Genomic DNA, 21,763 nt, shown 5'->3' with positions numbered 1-21,763 from the left:
TTCTGACCTAAGTTCACCCCCACAAATCGTGGGGGTGAACTTTTATTTAGGACGGCCTTCCAGCTGCTTGACCATTTTTTCACTCGCCTGTGAACGACTCGCTTACACTACTGTGTCAAAATGTCACAATTCCTTTTATTTAGAACAAAAACTAAAGTTTCTCGATAGGATGGAAATGGGCAATTTTCTTCTCAATAGGAGTGTTTTATGTCTAGGTTTTTGAGGTCAGAAAGCAACAAATTCGCTACTGCTCATAAGCGCATTTCGACAACAAAGATCCAGCGCTCAAAAGGTTTAATTGCAGCGATCTCTGCAGTATCCATAGTGGCAGCCGGAATCGTTGGGATGCACGCTTCTTCACCGACGTTTGCTTACGTTGATGATTCAAGTATTCCGATGAAAGTTAATGATTTACCTACCATTAATATTTCACTTGAACATTCCAAAGGTCCAGAAAACGCAGATCCTAAGCCCGGTGAAACGTTTACCTATACTGGAAATTTCAAATATACCGTGGCCCCAGGTAGCCCATCTCGACTGATTGTAAGAGTTGCCCAGAATCCTGACGCCCCATTCATTTCTGCACCTACTGCCGACGATTTTAAGATTCCTTCAGGCACGGTAGTTGAGAGTCGAGAAAGTAATTCCACTCCTGACACTTGGGTCTTTACTATCGATAACGTCACCCAAAATGGCACCATTACCTTCACTAAACAAGCAACAGTGAAAAAAGATGTCACTCCAGGAACTATCATTGACACCACTGCCTCACTTGATGTTCACCCCACAGGCAATACAGGCCTCGAAGAACTAGACAAGAAAATCGTCTCATGGGAGCCAGGAGCATGTTCCGGAGTTGCCTATTTTAAATACCGAATTCCTACTGACAAGCTAGGGTCTTGGTTAGCAGATATAAAGTTCTCGAACTATGCCAATTCTAAAGACGCAATTTTAGATCCGCTTCCCGCAAATGCCAGCGATCTAGCCGACCCAAATATGACTAAGCGTGTTGGCATGAAAGTCTCAACTCCAGGGACTGAAGACGGGGCACTAACAAACGAATTTCTTGAAACTGCGGTAGTCCGCAATGATGATTCCACGCTCCCCTTATTCGGAGTAGACCCGCTACTTGCCAATGGCACTTTCCTCGACTCGATCAACTGGCCATATAATCCGGCAACTTGGACCGGTACTAGGTGGGTAAAACCAGGCACTGTGTTTGAAATACGTCGCGGATTCACTCTCAACAACTGTACCCCTGTGCACGCATCAACCACTTTCGATGCATATCGCGACATCATTGGTGTACAAATAGATCAAGGTCGTAGGCTAATTCCCGTTCAAGACTTCGCTGATGACGCTTTTATGATTGGCGGCAAAACTGAAATAATAAAAACCCCATGGTGTCAAGATATTTATATCGACGAGGGGAACAGCCTTTCCGTTTCAAATAAAGTAGAAAAGTTTAATACCGCATCGCAAGAGATCTCTGGAGTCAGGGCAGGATTATCACCAACCCCTTCAGGCGGTACCATCGCCGTCTCTCCAAAACTACCAAATAAGTTCATCTACATTGGCAAAGACAACAAAGTCTACTTCACAGATGGCTTGAAAGGAATGGGAATCGCACAAGCTTTCCCAGACTTCCCAGGTTCTACCAAAGTTGCCGTTCCAGCCGGCGTAGATCCCTATGGAATTCTTTGGGCATATCCTTATAATGCAAGTCCAATCCTGTATTCATTAGATCTGACTAACCCTAAGGCGACTTGGGAAACTCATCCTGCACTTCCTAACCCCAGGGTATCCGGAGCACCTCCAATGGATCTTACTTTTACCGATTCGGGCGACATGGTGCTCATGTCTGAAGCGGAAAATGGTGATAGAGCCAAACAGATTAAAGGTGTTTACACCTACTCGCGTAAGGACATAACGAAGCCTAATCCCACAGGCGGAGTAACTATCTCACCAACCACCGTCTCAACGATTATTACTCCAAGATTGATCGGGGTAAATGGTTTTGCCATCGGTGGGGATGGAATGATGTACTTTGGTGGAGCCGGAAATAATACTATTTACAAGGTACCGTATGCAGGTGGAACAGCGATTGCAATAACGTCTACTCGTAGCTCAATTACAGATATGGGTTCCTGTTCCTATATCACCCCTCAACCACTTGAGCCTAAGTTCGAAATCCAAAAAGCTGCAATTGATCCACTCACTGGCACCGCCGCTCAAGCCGGCACCACTACAGTAAATAGTGCGCAGATTACTGACGATGGCAAGGTCAGTATTGATTATCTGATTAAACTCGCCAATATTGGCGGTAAGGCAGGCACTCCAGCTGCGATTACCGACCCAATCACCCCTCCAACTGGTTTTAGCGTCGAGGACGTTCTCCTCGATGGCAAGTCGTTAGGAAAAGTCGACAACTTCCAAATTCCCGCTGAAGAAATGGCGGCATATTCAGTTAAAACCTTCCGTTTAACTGTCAAGTACCAAGCTGACAACTTGGAAGCCATTAAGAATATTTCTGGGGAATGCAATACTGAAAAAGCTGGCAGCCCTGGCGGTGGTTTCTTCAACCAAGTGAAGATGGAAAATGACGCAGATGGCTCAGACAACAATGACGCCTGCATCCCAGTGAAACCTCGCCCAGTAGCACATTTGAAGTTGGTTAAGCAGATTGTGGATCAAAATGGCAAGGTGTTGAACACCCAGTTGCCTGACGACCTCGGTCATTTCACCTTGGCAGCTTCAGGATACACAGTCGAAAACAACAATCCTCTTGGTGGCGTTTCTGGTCAGGCTAAACCCGGCGAAGGCACCGCCGTTGATCAAGATGTATTCGCTGGTCGTTACGCCCTGTCTGAAACAATCACTGAAACCGGCGCTCTTTCAGGTTATTACCAATCTGGCGCTTGGAAATGTGACGGCGGAGTAATGCCAAACGGAACAACGGTTGATGTTCCTGCTAATGGTAGTGTTACTTGTACGATTCAGAATACTCGGGTGCCGCGTTTCCACACGGTGAAGTTTGCTGGTACGCCTGATAAGAAGCTTGGTAATGCCCATGTGGGTGAGCCGGTAGTTCTTAAGGGTGGTAAGGGCGATTTGGTTTACCGCATGGAAGTGGTCAACGATTCTGCTTTTGCTGGTAACACTGGAGTGATTCGAGATAAGTTCGAAGCTCCTGCCGGCTTGCTTATCGACCCTAATAAGAGCGTGAAGGTAACCTTCGATGGTCAAGGCTCGCGCGTTGGCGGTAAGGATACTTACAGTGTCGAAGAGCTAAAGGCTGGCGCCATTTTGGCCGACTCGATCACTAACCTCGGCCCGCAAGAAAAGGCCACCTTTACTATCACCATCCCAGTGATGGCTGATACCTCGAAGGTGGAAGGTAGTGAGGTTACCAAGTTCGAACAAGCACAAGCCAAGCTCGCTGTTTGTAACAGCGAAAGTGCAACTGTTAACCGCCAGGAAGTTAAGTTGGCTAACCCCAACGATAAAGCCGCGATTAACAACGTGAACATGAACTTGGAAAACACCCAATACGCCGAAAACGACAACGTTTGGTATCGGGATAACTTTGCTTGTATTCCGGTGGTGGAAAATAAGTGGACGGTTGCTAAGTTCTCGCAGTTTGATCCGGCAGCTGACGGGGCTGATGAGGCTAACAATGGTGGCGACGGGTATGTTAAGACCCCAGGTTCTACCGGTACCTCAGTAACCCTAGCCAGCGCTCAAGACGGTTCGCTAAGCGCTACCGTTAAGTACAAGGTGGTTGCAACCAACGCCGGCAAGAACGCTTCTGCCCAACCGGCCATCACCGATGTGATCACACTGCCACAAGGCTTTGAAATCACCTCCGCCAAGTACGGCAAGGACGAAAACGCCCTCGCCCCGGTAAGCAACGTCCAAGGCAACACCGTAACCTTCGAAATCCCAGCAGGCACCGAGGCCGTCAACGGCGGCGAAAGTGTCAACTACTACATCGAAGTTACCGGCAAGATCAGCGCCGAAGCAGCAGCCAAACTCAACTGGAGCGCAACCGACTCGGCAGCCAAGGGCGCAGGCGAATGTGAAAACGAAGGCGCAGGCAAACCAGGCACCGGCTTCTTCAACAAGGTCAGCACCCAAGATGACCCAGGTACAGACGGCAACAACGACGCCTGCACCCCAGTCAAACCACAACTTGGAATCGCCCTAGTTGAAAAGACCGACGCTAACGGCACCCGCCTAAGCGGCGCCAAGTTCGCCCTCTACAAGGCAGCCAACTCAACCACCAAACCCTACACCATGGGCGAACTGGTCAAAGCCGAACTAGACGAACTAACCGCGGACAACGAAAACCGCTTCCCACAAGATGCACTCGCCTCCAACGACGGCGACAACAAATACATGGGACGCTTCGTCACCCCAACCCTAAACGCCGGAACCGTCTACTTCCTAGTAGAAACCAAGTCCCCCACCAAGGACTACTCACTACTACCAGAACCACTCGTGTTCAAAGTCGACGGCAGCAACAACATCGTGCCACTAAACCTTAAGACCGGTGAACCCACCGGACAAGCCACCGACGGCACCTTCGCCGTCGCCGGCCCCAAGGTAACAGTCCACGACCCACGCGCCGGCGAACTACCAAAAGCCGGCGGCAACGGACACATGCCACTAGCAGTCGGAGGCACCCTCCTACTACTAATCTCCACCCTAGGCATGACCCAAGCAATCCGGCGGCAACGCCAAAACCGATAAGTAAACCAACTTAAGCGGTTGGGGTGAAACCTTGTTCACCCCAACCGCTTTTCTTTACCCCAAACCAAAATATACATACCTGTACTTTTATACAAAAGTCGACTAATAATTATTCAACTAACACTCACATTCTTATTTAACTTGCTCTAACTCACTTACAAAACTTAAGAAAATCAGAAGTTTTTACGATTATCGATGATACTTTGCTGACACATCAAAGCTTAAACGTCTTAACTCTTTTTTACATTGTTGTGACGTTTTGTCAGAAAACGTCAATTAGGTGTCATCTTGTATCACAATAAATTATAAAATTACCCCTTAAGTCAACCCGGCAGACAAATAATTAATTTGATAATTAGAATCGTCTCAACAAAAAGTTTTTCCCTAAATTTCAACGCTTGATTTCCAGAATTAAGAATCCTATGCTTGAAAGCTCAAGTTAAATTTAGTTTAGGAGCGTTGTTAGTGTTTAAGTTCTTTTCCGGCGATCGTGCCTCTAATCAGAGTCGGGTAGCCTCAACGAATGGAGACCCAAACACAGCAACCCCAGAAACTCTGCATAATTATGCGCATATTAGTGATACTAATTTGCGGTGTAACCATTCCCAAGCTCATAAGAATGGTTCTAAGCGTGTCCCTTATGGAGCTCGTATTGGCTTAGGCGTTGGCGCAACCGTACTAACCGCCGCCCTAGTCAGCAGCTTCGCTTTCTCGGGTGCGCCGGCCACACAGTCTTTTGCTTTCGTTAACGATAATTCCATCGAGGAAGCGGTCGGCGATACCCCAGTCATCAAGGGCACCTTGGAACATTCCAAGAGCAGTGATGGCAGCGAACCGAAACCGGGCGAGGACTTCACCTACACTGGGAAGTTCACCTTCAACGTGCCTGAAGGTGCTCCAAACCGGATTCGCTTCTCTGTCACCCAAGATTCGCAGGCTCCTTTTAAGTCTGCGCCGCAACTAGCTGATCTAAAATTCCCCAGTGGAAATGTAGTTGGCGTAAAGCAGGACAATAATGACCCGAACACTTGGGTCTACACCATTGAAAATGTTACTCAGGGTGGCACGGCCACATTCGTTAAGCAGGCCACCCTATCTGCCGAGGCCGGCCCTGGCACCATTATCAGTGGTTCTGCCAATTTTGCGATGACCCCAACGGGCGATACCCAACTACAAAATCTTGATCAGAAGCTAATTTGGGATGCTGGCCAGTGTTCTGGTGTTGCTTATTTCAAGTACCGGGTGCCTGAAGGCAAACTTGGTGCTTGGTTAACCGATATCAAGTTCGCAGATTACTCAGACTCCCAAGATGCAGTTTTGGATCCTCTACCGGCCAATGCTGCCGCCCTCGCCGACCCTAAAATGGAGAAGCGAAACGGTTTCCGAGTTTCTTCTCCGGGCACCACTGATGGGGCGTTCACCAACGAGTACTTGACCGAGGCCGTCACCCGCAATGACGACTCAACCAAGCCTTTGTTCGGTACTGACCCTAAGCTGGCCAATGGCCGCTTCTTGGATTCAATCAACTGGCCTTACAATCCGGAAACTTGGACTGGTAAACAGTGGATTAAGTCCGGGACCGTGTTTGAAATCAGACGTGGTTTTAAGCTGGCAAACTGTTTGCCGGTACGAGTTTCGACCTCCCCGAATCCTAAGCGCGACATTATTGGCGTGCAGATTTCACAAGGTCGCAAACTCCCAACCAACGATCAGACTGCGATCGATGTTTTCCGCCTGCCGGGTGGAAAGAATATTGATGAGAACTCATGGTGTGACGATATCTATTTCATGGATATGCAGCCTCCGGGCACCTTCATTTACGGCAGCCCTCGAATTGGTTCCATCAATATTAAGGACCCACAGCACGGGATGAAGACTGTGGCTTTCCCTGACCGCACAGTCCAGGGTGGTATCGCGATGGGCCGCCAGTACCCTGGTTGGCTCTACTATGTGCCGCAGTCAAACATGCGCGGTTTGAAGCGTTTTAACGTGCAGACTGGTAGGACTGAAACGGTGCGGGTGACTAACCCGCGCGCCCTCGGTTATGACGTCACCACCCAGCCGAGCGCTTTCTCCCCAGATGGCAGCTTCTGGTTGGCTCGCACCAATGATACCGAAACCCGTCTATACCGTTATGAATTTAACGAGGACGGTACCGTGGCAACCGTCTACCCAGGTGCCATCATCATGAACCAGACGGACATTCGCGGAGCCTACGTTAATGACTTTGCATTTATGTCTAATGGTGATTTCCTAGCTACTTTCGGCTCTTCTTCGAAGGCAATCACTTATGTCTTCACTGCCGAACAGGTGAAGAAGAATGAACGTCTCTACCCCTCGCAGGGGAAGAAGTACGGCACTTACACCAATGGTGGCTACATTTATGGTTCCGCCTTCGGTTCAGATGGCCAGCTCTATGTTTCGAAGGGCACTTCGACCGCGACGCGTCCTAACGTTTACATTGAGCCAGAGTCGGGTAACCGCGAAACCTACATGAAGCCTTTCAGTTACAGTCCTGCTGCGGCAACAGGCATCTTGGACTTGACTTCTTGTTCCTTCGGCGGCCAGCAACCTGGCCCTACTGGTGTGAAGGTGCAGAAGTCAGCAGTGGATCCCGTTACGGGAACCCTGGCCCCGGCCGGTGAAGCGGCTAAGAACCCGGTAATGATTGGAGCTGATGGCACGGCAACTCTGAAGTATGTCGTTACCGCAACTAACGTTGGCGACGAACCGATCACCCCGCAGAACATCACCGATACCTTTACTGCTCCTAAAGGTTTTACAGTCAAGAGTGTTTCTGCGACAGTCTTGGGTGGCGACCGCTTGCCTAACGTTAGTGGTTCGCCCTTCACCTTGCCGGTGGGCGAATTAGCCCCGGGTGGGACGAAAGCTTTTGCCATTACTATCCGAGTAAAGGCTGATAGTCTCCAAGCTGCTAATAATGCCACCGCACAGGTTTGTAAGAATGACGGCAATGGCACCCCGGGCACTGGTTTCTTTAACCAAGTTGCCATGCCCGAGGACGCCGACGGCACCGAGAATAACGATGCTTGCATTCCTTTCACCGGACAGCCAACTGCCCACTTGAAACTGGTTAAGCAGATCGTCAATCAAAACGGCGACGTGATTAATTCACCCGTGCTTGACGACCTCGGCCACTTTATGTTGGGTGCTTCTGGCTTCAACCCAGAAACTGGTAGCCCGCTTGCTGGTGTTTCTGGCCAGGCGAAGGGTAATGCTGGTGTCGCTGCGGATGAAGACGTAGTGCCCGGTAATTACAAGCTGGTTGAGACCATTGCTGAGCCCGGTGCTCTGAACGGCTACTACCAGTCTGGTAACTGGGATTGTGTTGGCGGGCGTATGCTCGATGGCAACACGGTTAATGTGCCAAAGAACGGTAGTGTCACTTGTACCATCAAGAACACTCGTACCCCTAAGTTCCATATCCAGAAGTTGGCTAATACGCCAGCCGAAGGTCTGAACAACCCGCACGTTGGTGAACCTGTGGTTCTGAAGAATGGTAAGGGCGAGCTGGTTTACCGCCTCGAAGTGGTAAACGATTCGAACTTTACTGGCCGCACCGGCATTGTTCGCGATCGATTCCAGGCACCCAATGGCCTACTGTTTGACGAGTCTAGTGTTGCGAAGGTGACTTTCTCGGGCGATGGTCAACGCTTTGGCGGTAAGGACACTTACACCAAGGCTGAGCTCGATCAGGGAGCCGTTTTGGCCGAATCGATTCGTGGCATGGCCCCGAACGCCAAGGCTACTTTCACCATTACCATTCCGGTGATGGCTGATAGCCGCCAGGTTTTGGGTAAGCCGGTCACGCGTTTCCAGCAGCACGAGGACGCTTTGAGCCAGTGCGCCACGGAAAGTGCCACAGTTAATCGCCAAAAGGTCAATTTAGCTAAGCCAAATGACGATGCGGCAGTCAACAACGCCAGCCTCGATCACGAGAACACGTTGTACGCCGAGAATGACAACGTTTGGTATCGCGACAACTTCGCTTGTATTCCAGTCGTGGAAAACAAGTGGAAGGTAGAAAAGTTCGCGCAGTACGACCCAGCAGTCGAGGGCGCCGATCCGGCCAATAATGGCGGTGATGGCTTTGTGAAGACTCCAGGTAGCACTGGTACTGGTGTCGTCCTCGAACCTAGTGGTGAGGGCCAGCTCAGCGCCACTGTGAAGTACCGAGTTCGGGTGGTCAACCGAGGGAAGCTGGAAGCGGTGGTTCCCGAGGTAACGGATACCATCACTCTCCCCCAGGGATTCGAGATTACTGCAGCGAAGTTTGGCCGCGACCTCGATTCGCTAGCACCGGTAAAGGCTGGCGGTAATACGGTTACGTTCACGATTCCGGCTAGTACCGACAAGGTAGCTGGTGGTGCCCACCGCGATTACTTGGTGGAAGTGACTGGCCAGATTTCGGCCACCGAGGCCGCCAAGTTGAACTGGACTGAATCCGATTCGGCCGCAACCGCTGCTGGTGAGTGTCTCACCGAGGGCGCTGGTCGTCCGGGCACCGGCTTCTTTAACCGCGTCTCGATTGACGGTGATGACGGCACTGATGGCAATAACGATGCTTGCACTCCGATCAAGCCTCGCACCGGCATCTTGCTGGTAGAAAAGACGGATGCGGCAGGTGCTCGTTTGAGTGGTGCCAAGTTCGCCTTGTACCAGGCTGCGGATGCGTCCTCGAAACCGCTAACTATGGGTGATTTAGTGAAAGCTGATTTGGATCCGTTGACTGCTAAGAATGCGGGCCGTTTCGCCCCTGACAGCCTATCTACCGAGGACGGCGACGACACCTACCATGGTCGTTTCGTGACCCCGGATTTGAATGTGGGTACGGTCTACTTCTTGGTTGAGACTAAGTCGCCAACTAAGGACTTCTCGCTCCTGCCTGAACCATTCGTGTTCCAAGTTGATGCTTCGGGCAACGTGGTTGCCTTGAACGCAAAGACGGCACAACCGATTGGATCGGCAGATGATGGCACGTTCTTCACTGCCGGAGCGAAGGTTTCTGTCCATGACCCCCGCACTGGCGAACTGCCAAAGGCAGGCGGTAATGGACGAATGCCCCTGGCTGTGGGTGGCACTCTACTGGTTCTGGTTTCTGCCCTAGGCATGACCCGAATTTTGCGGGTGCGTCGCAGCTAAGCGGTTCCACCAATAAGGTTTGTGGTGCCGACCGGATTTTTCGACACTTTTCCGGTTGGCACCACTTCTTTATCTACTGCCAAAAACCCGCTTATTATGCACGAAAATATTCATGCATAATAAGCGCATATTTATGCGATAACAAATTCTCGAAAACGTTACATTTTTTCTGACAAACAAACGGCGTGAGAAAGAAAATCTAAATCACTGCTTGCCTAAGAGGTCACACTTATTTCACTTTCGCCCACAATTCTGCTGAAAATTATAAATGACGATTACAACACAGTGTCAGAAACTTGCTTGCGCAAGAAAATAAAAGAAAATGGCAGCTTTAATAAATCTGTCACAAAGAAAAGTTTGCTGGCTCATATTTAACCGACATAAATCATCATATTTTTGTCAAACAGCAGGTTTACAAATATTGCCATTAGGAAACAAATAGACCTTGTTGAGAACGTGAAAATTAGTTGTTTGCGTGAATGTTTTTTTGCACGTACGATTCCAGCTTCTACGTACTATGTACAGTTTTGAATAGGAGCAATTCGTGCCTGAGAAAATGACCGATGACCGCACCGTCGGCCGTCCTCAGTCCTCTATTGAGGGGGCTGAGCACAGTCCCAAGCGACTTCGCAATGAGCAGTCGCGTCGTACTGCCAGCCACTACGCCCGTTTCGGGGTAGCTGGTGTGGCGTTAACTTCCGCTTTGGTGGCGGGCGTGGCTTTGTCCATGGCCCCTACCAACGATTCGTACGCTTATGTCAACGATTCGTCGATTGCGGAGGCGGTTGGTGATAAGCCAACTATCACCGTTAACCTTGAGCACTCGTTGGGTGCCGAGGGGAAGCAGCCACAGCCAGGTGAAGATTTCACCTACACTGGCAAGATCGATTTCACCGTACCTGAAGGCACCCCAAACAAGGTGACCCTCAGCGTTACTCAGGACGAAAAGGCTCCGTTCAAGACTGCCCCGGCTTTGAGTGATCTCCAGTTCCCTGGTGGCAATGTCACTGGTGTTACCCAGGATCCTAAGGATTCAAACACTTGGGTTTACACCATTGAGAACGTTACCAAGGGTGGGACTGCGACCTTCACTAAGCAGGCTACTTTGAATGCTGATGTCAAGCCTGGCATGGTGATCGTTGCTTCCGCTTCGATGAACATGACCCCTTCTGGCGACACCGCCCTTGAGCAGATGGATCAGAAGTTGATTTGGGATGCCGGTCAGTGTTCTGGTGTGGCTTACTTTAAGTACAAGATTCCCGAGGGCGACCTCGGTGCTTGGCTCGCCGACATCAAGTTTGCCGACTACTCGGATTCCAAGGACGCTGTTTTGGATCCTTTGCCGGCCGACGCTGCCGCTTTGGCTGACGTGAACTTGGAAAAGCGCAATGGTTTCCGTGTTTCTAACCCGGGCACTACTGATGGCGCTTTGACCAACGAGTTCTTGACCGATGCGGTTACCCGTAATGACGACTCGACTAAGCCACTTTTCGGGACTGATCCGAAGTTGGCTAATGGTCGTTTCTTGGATTCGATCAACTGGCCTTACAACCCAGAGACTTGGACTGGCACCCAGTGGGTAAAGTCCGGCACCGTTTTCGAACTTCGCCGCGGCTTTAAGTTGGCTAACTGTGTTCCGATTCGTACTTCGACTAACTTGAGCGCGAAGCGTGACATCATTGGTGTCCAGATTTCTCAGGCTCGTAAGCTTCCTCCAGCACAGGAGAACGCTAACGATTCCTTCGTGATCCGCGATAAGAACGGTGAACTACCCCCACCTCCACCATGGTGTTCGGATATTTACATCAACGCTTCTAACGCTGTTGATGTCTCGAAGCGTATCGATCTTTGGGATTCGAAGAAGCAGGAAATGACCACCTTGCGTGATGGTCTAAGCATTCCTCCTTACTCGGGCACCATTGCTATCTCCCCTAAGGTCGAAAACACCATTTGGTACGCGACCGCTCCAAAGGGTCAGCCAGCACGTTTGTACACTGCTTCCAGTGAAAATGGCGGCAAGGGTGTTTTGACCAACTTCCCTCCATACCCTTCGTCGACTGCTCGAATTATCTCCTTGGGCTTTGATCCGGATGGTATCTTGTGGGCTTTCCATGGTTCAGGTTATTTGTATTCCTTGGACGTTTCGAACCCAGCAGCTCAGTGGGAACGCCATGGCACTCTAGGTAATCCGCTTGTTACCACCAATTTGCCGCTTGACATTACTTTCAATGCAAATGGTGACTTGGTAACGGTTGCAAACTCAACCACTGGTAGCAACGCTCTTAAGCAGAAAGTTGTTTTGACCTACTCTCATGACGACTTGATTAACACCACCGGCCAGACCGTGATCCAGCCAATCAAACAGGCAATTTTGACAAGTTCAGATTCGATCAAGGAATTTAACGGCGTAGCGGTTGGTGCTGACGGTAATCTTTACCTCGGTACCCGAGATCAAGGCTACTTGTACACTGCTTCGCCTGATGGCGGCAAGATTACCCGCGTTCCTAACGTAACTGTTTCTCCTGGTATTGCCGATATGGGTTCGTGTAGCTATATTCCTGCCGGCGAACAGCCTGCTCCTGATGCTCCTAAGTTCTTGGTGCAGAAGCGTGCGATTGATCCAGTAACTGGCGCTCCAGCTACTGCCGGCGGCACCACTATCAACAATGCAAAGATTAACGATGACGGCTCTGTCAAGGTTAGCTACTTGGTAACTGTGGCTAACTCTGGTACTGCTGCTGGCAACCCCGGTAACGTGACCGATACAGTCTCTGCCCCTGCGGGCTTCACGATTACCGATGTTGCTGTGGACGGCAAGTCTCAGGGCAAGAACGCTACTTTCACCCTTGCTCCGGGGGAATTGGCTTCTGGCGCTCTGAAGTCTTACCAGGTCACTGTTTCTTTGCAGGCTGATAGCTTGGAAGCTGTTAAGAATATTGCTGGCGAGTGCAACACCCAAGGTGAGGGCACCCCTGGTGGTGGTTTCTTCAACCGTGTTGCCATGGAAAATGACTCCGATGGTCCTGATAACAATGATGCTTGTATTCCAGTGAAGCCTCGTCCAGTGGCTCACTTGAAGTTGGTTAAGCAGATTGTGGACCAGGACGGTCGCGTGATTAACTCGCAGGTACCTAACGACCTCGGCCACTTCTCTTTGGCTGCCTCCGGCTACACTGCGGAAAACATGAACCCACTTGGTGGCGCTACTGGCCAGGCTAAGCCTAACGAGGGCGTAGCTGTGGATCAGGATGTTTTCGCCGGTCGTTACGCCTTGTCGGAAACCATCACCGAACCAGGTGGCGTGGCTGGCTACTACCAGTCCGGCAACTGGACCTGTGAAGGTGGCAACGGCAAGATGGTTAACGCCAATACTGTTGATGTGCCTGAAAATGGCAGCGTCACCTGTACTATCCAGAACACTCGCCTTCCTCGCTTCCACATTGAGAAGCTTGCCGGCACCCCGGATCCTGCTTTGGGTAACCCCCACGTAGGTGAACCAGTGGTGTTGAAGAATGGAGCTGGCGAACTCGTTTACCGCATGAACGTGGTTAATGATTCGAACTTTGCTGGTAACACTGGCGTAGTCCGCGATAACTTCGAAGTTCCTGCCGGTTTGGTCATGGATGATGCGAAGGCTGTCAAGGTTGTCTTCTCGGGCGAAGGTTCCCGTGTGGGCGGCAAGGACACCTACACCGCTGAAGAGCTTAAGGCTGGCGCTGTGCTAGCTGATTCGGTTAAGAATCTTGGCCCACAGGCTAAGGCTACCTTCACCATCACTATTCCAGTTAAAGCTGACACCTCTAAGGTTGAGGGTTCTGATTTGACGAAGTTCGAGCAGGCGCAGGACGCCCTCGGCCAGTGTGAAACTCAGACCGCTACCGTTAACCGCGAAGAAGTGAAGCTGGCGAACCCGAACGATAAGGCTGCGGTTAACAATGCCAACATCGATTTGGAAAACACTCAGTACGCTGAGAATGACGCCGTTTGGTACCGTGACAACTTCGCTTGTATCCCAGTTGTGGAGAACAAGTGGAGCGTGGAAAAGTACTCGCAGTTCGATCCTTCGGCTGAAGGTGCTGACGAGGCCAACAATGGTGGCGACGGGTTCGTGAAGACCCCTGGCACCACTGGTACTGGTGTCACTTTGACTCCGGCTGATAATGGCGATTTGACTGCAACCGTTAAGTACCGTGTTCGCGCCACTAACCGCGGCAAGAACGCTTCAGTCCAGCCTGCTATTTCCGATACCATCACTTTGCCTCAGGGCTTTGTGATTACTGATGCGAAGTTCGGCCCTGCCGATGGTGCTTTGGCTCCAGTTTCCGGGATTGCTGGCAACACTGTTACTTTCGAGATTCCTGCGGGTTCCGACAAGGTTAACGGTGGCGAGCACATGGATTACTTGGTTGAGGTTTCCGGCAAGATTACTGCCGAGGACGCTGCCAAGTTGGCTTGGACTGCTTCCGATTCTGAAGCTGTGGGTGTGGGCGAATGCCGTACCGAAAATGGTGGCACCCCAGGAACTGGTTTCTTTAACCATGTCAGCATGGAAGGCGACGAAGGTACTGATGGTAACAACGATGCTTGTACCCCGGTCAAGCCTCAGCTAGGTATCGCGTTGGTTGAAAAGACTGACGCTGGCGGTTCTCGCCTCTCGGGTGCCAAGTTCGCTTTGTACAAGGCTGCTGATTCCAACGCCAAGCCATTGGCCATGGGTGAAGTGGTTAAGGCAGAACTTGACGAGTTGACTGAAGCTAATGCAGGCCAGATTCCAGCAGATGCTTTGACCGACACCGATGGTGATGGCAAGTACATGGGTCGCTTCGTGACCCCAACCTTGTCGGCTGGTACCGTCTACTTCCTAGTGGAAACCAAGTCCCCAACCAAGGACTTCTCCTTGCTACCTGAACCTTACGTGTTCAAGGTTGACGGCGCAGGCAACTTGATTGCCCTTGACGCCAAGACCGGTGAAGCACTAGGCAAGGCTGACGATGGCACCTTCCTCACCGCAGCTGCAAAGGTTACTGTACGAGATCCTCGTACCGGTGAGCTTCCAAAGGCTGGCGGCAATGGTCGCATGCCTCTGGCAATCGGCGGCGCTTTGATTGTTCTGTTGTCAGCAGCAGGCATGTTCCGCACAGTACGTCGATCCTGACGCCAAGGACTCCTGCAATCGGGTTCGGCTTCCTCCAAGGTAGAGCTCGGTTGCAGGGTTAGTCCGAATAAAACTTGATGGTGTCAGCCCAGTTTTCGACACTTTCTGGGCTGACACCATCAACCATTTTGGATCATTTTCTTAGGTGACTATAAGAAAAAATGTGACTAATACTAAAACTTAATACTTAGGCACTACTCAAATACCGAGATTTATTGAGAAAGCACGGAAATTTACAGTCTTCCTTCTCAAAAAATTAATTCAGAGCTCCAATAATTTACAGTTCATTGTTTTTGTTTCTGCAAGCATTTCTGGCGTGTAGTAACATGACCAACAAGACTGTATTTTGAAATAGGAGCAATTTCCGTGCCTAACTACATATTTGATGACCGCCGCACCGGCCGTCAAGCGCCAGAAAATGGTGATTTTTCAGCGGAAAAAGCGCGTAAGCGCCACTACCGTCACTACGGCTTCGCAGCCATCGCCGCGACTGCTGCACTGATTGGTACGTCCGCCCTGACTATGGGAACCGCTGAACAGGCAGGTGCATGGGTAAACGACCCTTCAATCGAAGAAGCAGTGGGTGACGCCACTACTATTACCAGCACCTTGGAACATGATTTCAAAGGTAAAGAACCTGCTCCTGGTGTCGAATTCAACTATAATGGCAGCTTCAAATACGAAGTACCAAAGGGTGTCACAAACACTGCCACCATTACGGTTACTCAAGATCCAGAGGCTCCGTTCACACAAAAAGATCCTCAGACTAGTGACCTAACCCTTACTTCAGGTACGGTAGATTCGGCTCGGAAGTCCCCAGATGATCCAAATACCTGGATTTACGAGGTTTCGGGCATTAACGCAGATGGCACCGCGACATTCTCGGCGCCTGCGAAGATTAGCGAAAATGCACAGCCGGGTGATATTTTCACCGCGTCCATGAATATGACTACTGACATAAAGGGCACTACTGGCTTCGCGCCGATTTCAAAGAACATTGAAAACGATCCGGGTACTCGTTGCTCCGGTGTTGCCGTTTACAAGTGGACGGTTCCTGAGGGAAATATTGGTGCTTGGTTGGCTGACATTAAGTTCGTCGATCCAAAGAGCAAGAACCAAGCAACTATTGACCCGCTTCCGGCTAGTGCTATGGATCTTGCTGATCCTAACCTCACCAAGCGTAACGGTATTCGCATTACCAGCCCTGGTGGTACCCCTGGTGACCTCACCAACCAGTTCCTCGAAGGTGCAGTGCTTCGAAACAACGATTCCACAAAGCCATTGTTTGGGGTTGACCCTCAGCTAACTAATCCAACCTTCTTGGATTCGATTAACTGGCGCTACAACCCAGATTCTTGGACCGGTACCCAGTGGATCCAGCCTGGCACCGTTTTCGAAATGCGCCGCGGCTTCCAGTACTCCAACTGTCTAGATCCTGCCATCCCGAAGGACCTAAACCCTGATCGCCTTGACACCATGGGCTTCCAGGTAGACATGGGCCGTAAATTGATCCCATCGTCACGAGGTGACGTTGATACCTTCCGCCTTCCTGGTGGACCTGTTCAAGAAAAGAACAACTGGTGTGACAACATTTATGTTACAGATGCAGGCGATTCAACTACGAACCCAACAAATATTAAGCTGATCAATATTGACGATCCTCTTCACAGTCCAGATGGATTCTCGATTCCTTTTGAGTCTAAAAACGGCGGTATCGCAATTGCAAGGCAATTCCCACAATGGATCTACTTCATCCCGAAGATTGGGGGACAAGCTAACACCTTGAAACGTATGCGTGTGCCTTTGCCAGGCTCAACAGATCCAGAGGCCATAAAAATCGGCACTATTGAGAATGTAACACTTTCTGGAGAGACACTTGTTTCTATCGCCAACCAGGCGAGTGCATTCGATCCCGAAGGTAATCTGTGGGTAGTTTCCCAGACGAGAGGCACCGCCTTGCCAATGAAATTCACCTTCACAGATAAGGACCTAAAGCTACCTGATGGTTCCCCTGATCCTGAAGCTGGAAAGGCTGCTACCTTAGAGAAAAAGGCCGGAATTCCTATTCCATCCGGTTACCAGTTGAATGACTTGGCTTTCTTTGAAGATGGTTCAATGTTATTCACAATGGGAACCAAGGCCGGACCAGCAAAGACGTTCTACATTCCTAAGGAAGAAGTGAACAAGCCACGCGGCACCAACCCGTACTCATTCAACCTAATTGACACCAGTAAGATGAAGCCATGGGGCACCTACAGCAATATCAAGGTCGTGTATGGTTCTGCATTTGGTAAGGATGGAAACCTGTATTCCGGTTCCGGCGATCTAACGAAGGGCTTCAAGAACCTTTATCAGCAACCTGAAATTGGAAATAAAACTGAAGTAGCACCTCAGGTTGACTTCGAGCCTGCAGTTGCGAAAGGAATCCTTGACCTGACTTCTTGCCAATACGGTCATCCAACACCTGGTCCAGAAGGCTTCAAGGTTCGTAAATCTGCAGTTGATCCTGTAACCGGCACCCTTGCACCAGCTGGCGAACATACTCGTAATCCTGTCATGATTGGTGCTGACGGCACTGCCACCTTGCGTTACGTTGTCACTGCAACGAACGTTGGTAATGCCGAAGCTGTCTTAGCCGATATTCAGGACACCTTTACCCCACCAGCAGGATTCAAGATTACCCACGTTGGTGTACTTGACCTCAAGACCGACAAAGTCCTAATGAACGAAGACTACTCCGATGGCAGTAATCCGTTCCCAATCACTTTGCCTGGTGGAAAGGTCGCGTCCGGTGAATCCAAGATCTACGCGATCAAGATCAAGGTAAAGGCTGAAAACCTTGAAGCCGCAAACAACGTTGCCGCACAAAAGTGTGAAAACGAAGGTCCTGGCAAGCCAGGTACTGGTTTCTTCAACCAGGTAGCCCTAGAGGGTGACAAGGACGGCAAAGACAACAACGACTCGTGTATTCCATTCACCGGTCAACCTACTGCTCACCTCAAGTTGGTTAAGCAGATTGTTGACCAGAATGGTCGTGTCATTAACTCGCAGGTTCCTGACGACCTAGGTCACTTCGTTCTAGCCGCCACTGGTACCAACCCTGAAACCGGTAGCCCACTCGCAGGCGCTAACGGCCAGGCTAAGCCAACTGAAGGTGTAGCTGTTGACCAGGACGTAGTCGCAGGTAACTACAAACTAGCCGAACTTATCAACCAGCCAGAAGCTATCCCAGGCTATTACAAGTCCGGTGAATGGACCTGTGAAGGCGGCACCATGGTTGACAAGCAGACCGTAAACGTTCCAAAGAACGGTTCGGCAACTTGTACCATCAAGAACACCCGCATCCCGCGTTTCCACATCGAGAAACTTGCTGGCACCCCAGACAAGAAGCTCGGCAACGAACACGTTGGTGAAGCAGTCGTCCTCAAGGGCGGCAAGGGAGACCTCGTGTACAAGATGAAGGTCACCAACGACTCCGCATTTGCTGGTAACACCGGTGAAATCAAGGACTTCTTCACCGCTCCTGCAGGTTTGGTATTCGACACCGACAAGACCGCCACCGTCACCTACGATGGCCAAGGCTCACGCGTTGGTGGCAAGGACACCTACACCGAACAAGAGTTGAAGGAAAACGCGGTACTCGCAACCTCCATCAACAACCTCGGCCCACAGGAAAGCGGCACCTTTACTATCACCATCCCAGTTAAGGCTGACACCTCGAAGGTGGAAGGTAGTGAGGTTACCAAGTTCGAGCAAGCACAAGCTGGCCTCGCCGTATGTAACAGCGAAACCGCAAACACCAACGGTAAAGCAGTTAAACTCGCTAACCTCACCGACAAGGCAGCACTCAACAACGTAGCACTCGCATTCGAAAGCCCGAACTACGCTGAAGATAACGCTGTTTGGTATCGGGATAACTTTGCTTGTATTCCGGTGGTGGAAAATAAGTGGACGGTTGCTAAGTTCTCGCAGTTTGATCCGGCAGCTGACGGGGCTGATGAGGCTAACAATGGTGGCGACGGGTATGTTAAGACCCCAGGTTCTACCGGAACCTCAGTCACCCTAACTAGCGCTCAAGACGGTTCGCTAAGCGCTACCGTTAAGTACAAGGTGGTTGCCACCAACGCCGGCAAGAACGCTTCTGCCCAACCGGCCATCACCGATGTGATCACACTGCCACAAGGCTTTGAAATCACCTCCGCCAAGTACGGCAAGGACGAAAACGCCCTCGCCCCGGTAAGCAACGTCCAAGGCAACACCGTAACCTTCGAAATCCCAGCAGGCACCGAGGCTATCAACGGCGGCGAAAGTGTCAACTACTACATCGAAGTTACCGGCAAGATCAGCGCCGAAGCAGCAGCCAAACTCAACTGGAGCGCAACCGACTCGGCAGCCAAGGGCGCAGGCGAATGTGAAAACGAAGGCGCAGGCAAACCAGGCACCGGCTTCTTCAACAAGGTCAGCACCCAAGACGACCCAGGTACAGACGGCAACAACGACGCCTGCACCCCAGTCAAACCACAACTTGGAATCGCCCTAGTTGAAAAGACCGACGCTAACGGCACCCGCCTAAGCGGCGCCAAGTTCGCCCTCTACAAGGCAGCCAACTCAACCACCAAACCCTACACCATGGGCGAGCTGGTCAAAGCCGAACTAGACGAACTAACCGCGGACAACGAAAACCGCTTCCCACAAGATGCACTCGCCTCCAACGACGGCGACAACAAATACATGGGACGCTTCGTCACCCCAACCCTAAACGCCGGCACCGTCTACTTCCTAGTAGAAACCAAGTCCCCCACCAAGGACTACTCACTACTACCAGAACCACTCGTGTTCAAAGTCGACGGTAGCGGCAACATCGTGCCACTAAACCTTAAGACCGGTGAACCCACCGGACAAGCCACCGACGGCACCTTCGCCGTCGCCGGCCCAAAGGTAACAGTCCACGACCCACGCGCCGGCGAACTACCAAAAGCCGGCGGCAACGGACACATGCCACTAGCAGTCGGAGGCACCCTCCTACTACTAATCTCCACCCTAGGCATGACCCAAGCCGTACGCCGACGCAACAAAATGGCCTAAACGCCATTAGCTAAACGCTAAGTGGAGGGACAGTACTTAAACTGTCCCTCCACTTTTGTTATCCTGAACAAATGAGCCAAAACGTAACAAAAACCAAAAAGAACAAAAACCACTGGGTGCCCAACGAACACGGCGCCTGGGCCATGATCATCACCCCCTGGCTCACCGGACTCACCCTCTCCCACTGGACCCTCGCCCAAGGATGGCTCCTCCTCGCCTCCCTCTCCGGCCTCGGTGCGTACCACACCCTCACCGTCTACGTTCGCTCCCGCAACCCACAACCAATCAAACAACCACTAGGCACCTACACCACCATCACCATCCTCGGACTACTAGCAGCCGCCATCACCCAACCAGCCCTAATCTGGTGGACACCCATCGCCCTCCTACTAGTCGTCCCCATCCAACAAGCACTCATCAAAAAAGACCGCGACCTCCCAGCCCGAACACTCATCACCCTCACCGCAGTCATGCTCCTCCCCATCACCTACGACCTCGGCTGGCAAACCCCACGACCACAAAACCCAAACCTCCCACAGCTACTAGCCCCCGGCCTAAACCCCAACCAACCCAACATCGGCTGGGCCCTAAACCCCCAAGGCATCCCAAACCCCACCCCACTATGGCACCACCCCACACAAGGCGGCTGGAAATACATCTGGATCCTCACCATCATCTACGCCCTCTACTTCATCGGCACCACCCCATACGTCAAATCACTAATCCGCGGACGCCGCAACCCAGCCTGGCGAACCACCACCACCGGATACCACCTCGGAGCCGGAGTCATCATCATCGGCACCATCACCTCCGGCTGGGCCAGCCTCACCATGATCCCCCTCTGGACCATCATCATCCTCCGCGCCATCACCATCCCCCAACTCAACCAAAAACGAATAAACCAAAAGAAAAAACCCATCCGCCCAGCCCCCATCGGCATCCTCGAAATCATCCTCACCATCGGAATCTACCTAGGCGCCACCCTCTAACACCCACAACCACACCAAAATGGAGCACGCTCCAAAAATGGGAACAAAAATAGTAGAATGGTTGTTTATCTAGATAGGACCTAACAGGAGAAGAAAATGAAATTCGTATACCAAATCATCGCCAACACCGTTGGCCTCTGGGTGGCTACCCTGCTACTACCAGGCCTATTCGTGCCAGAAACCGCCTCCACTAGCGAAAACATTCTGACCTATCTTTCCATCGGCCTGATCCTCACCCTACTGAACAGCATCGTGCGCCCAGTCATCAAGTTCCTATCATTCCCGCTCTATATTCTGACCCTCGGGCTTTTCGGGCTTGTAGTTAACGCCATCATTATTGGCCTCACCGGCTGGATCTCCACCCAGCTAACCTGGGGTCTACATGTCAGCGGCTTCTGGGCAGCACTCTTCGGTGGCCTAATCGTCAGCATCATTGCCAGCGCAGTCACCGCCCTCATCTCCAGCAAGGACTGAAGTAAACACAACATAGCAACCAGCTAAAACTATCAAGTGGGCCGATCATACTTAACCTAAATCCCTAGTATGGTCGGCCCACTACTTTCCAACCGAAACTTAAAGCAAATACGCCCGAAGGCATAGCCCAAGTTGTAGCGCCCAC

Annotated in this window: 6 protein-coding genes; all 6 read left to right on the top strand. The window is 51.2% G+C overall.

Going from position 1 to position 21,763, the window contains the following annotated elements; all coding sequences use genetic code 11:
• The first annotated feature begins 324 nt into the window (after positions 1–324).
• Positions 325–4,752 (top strand): SpaA isopeptide-forming pilin-related protein, encoded by a 4,428-nt coding sequence (locus BK816_RS00570; protein WP_156981950.1) that lies wholly within the window; start codon positions 325–327, stop codon positions 4,750–4,752.
• A gap of 588 nt (positions 4,753–5,340) precedes the next feature.
• Entirely contained in the window at positions 5,341–9,915 is a 4,575-nt protein-coding gene (locus BK816_RS00565) for a SpaA isopeptide-forming pilin-related protein (RefSeq protein WP_156981949.1), read from the top strand.
• A 544-nt stretch (positions 9,916–10,459) separates the two neighbouring features.
• Positions 10,460–15,070 (top strand): SpaA isopeptide-forming pilin-related protein, encoded by a 4,611-nt coding sequence (locus tag BK816_RS00560; RefSeq protein WP_071163434.1) that lies wholly within the window; start codon positions 10,460–10,462, stop codon positions 15,068–15,070.
• Between the two features lie 366 nt (positions 15,071–15,436).
• The gene (locus BK816_RS00555; RefSeq protein WP_071163433.1) at positions 15,437–20,155 is read left to right on the top strand and encodes a SpaA isopeptide-forming pilin-related protein; all 4,719 of its coding nucleotides are present in this window, start codon (positions 15,437–15,439) and stop codon (positions 20,153–20,155) included.
• Between the two features lie 71 nt (positions 20,156–20,226).
• Positions 20,227–21,144, top strand: a complete 918-nt coding sequence (locus BK816_RS00550) for a YwiC-like family protein (protein ID WP_083378950.1) — start codon at positions 20,227–20,229, stop codon at positions 21,142–21,144.
• Between the two features lie 96 nt (positions 21,145–21,240).
• Complete coding sequence (locus BK816_RS00545) at positions 21,241–21,618, top strand: phage holin family protein (RefSeq protein ID WP_071163431.1); 378 nt, start codon at positions 21,241–21,243, stop codon at positions 21,616–21,618.
• Positions 21,619–21,763: the final 145 nt, after the last annotated feature.

Source organism: Boudabousia tangfeifanii, assembly GCF_001856685.1.
Classification (GTDB): domain Bacteria; phylum Actinomycetota; class Actinomycetes; order Actinomycetales; family Actinomycetaceae; genus Boudabousia; species Boudabousia tangfeifanii.
This window is presented reverse-complemented; position numbering and strand designations above follow the sequence as displayed.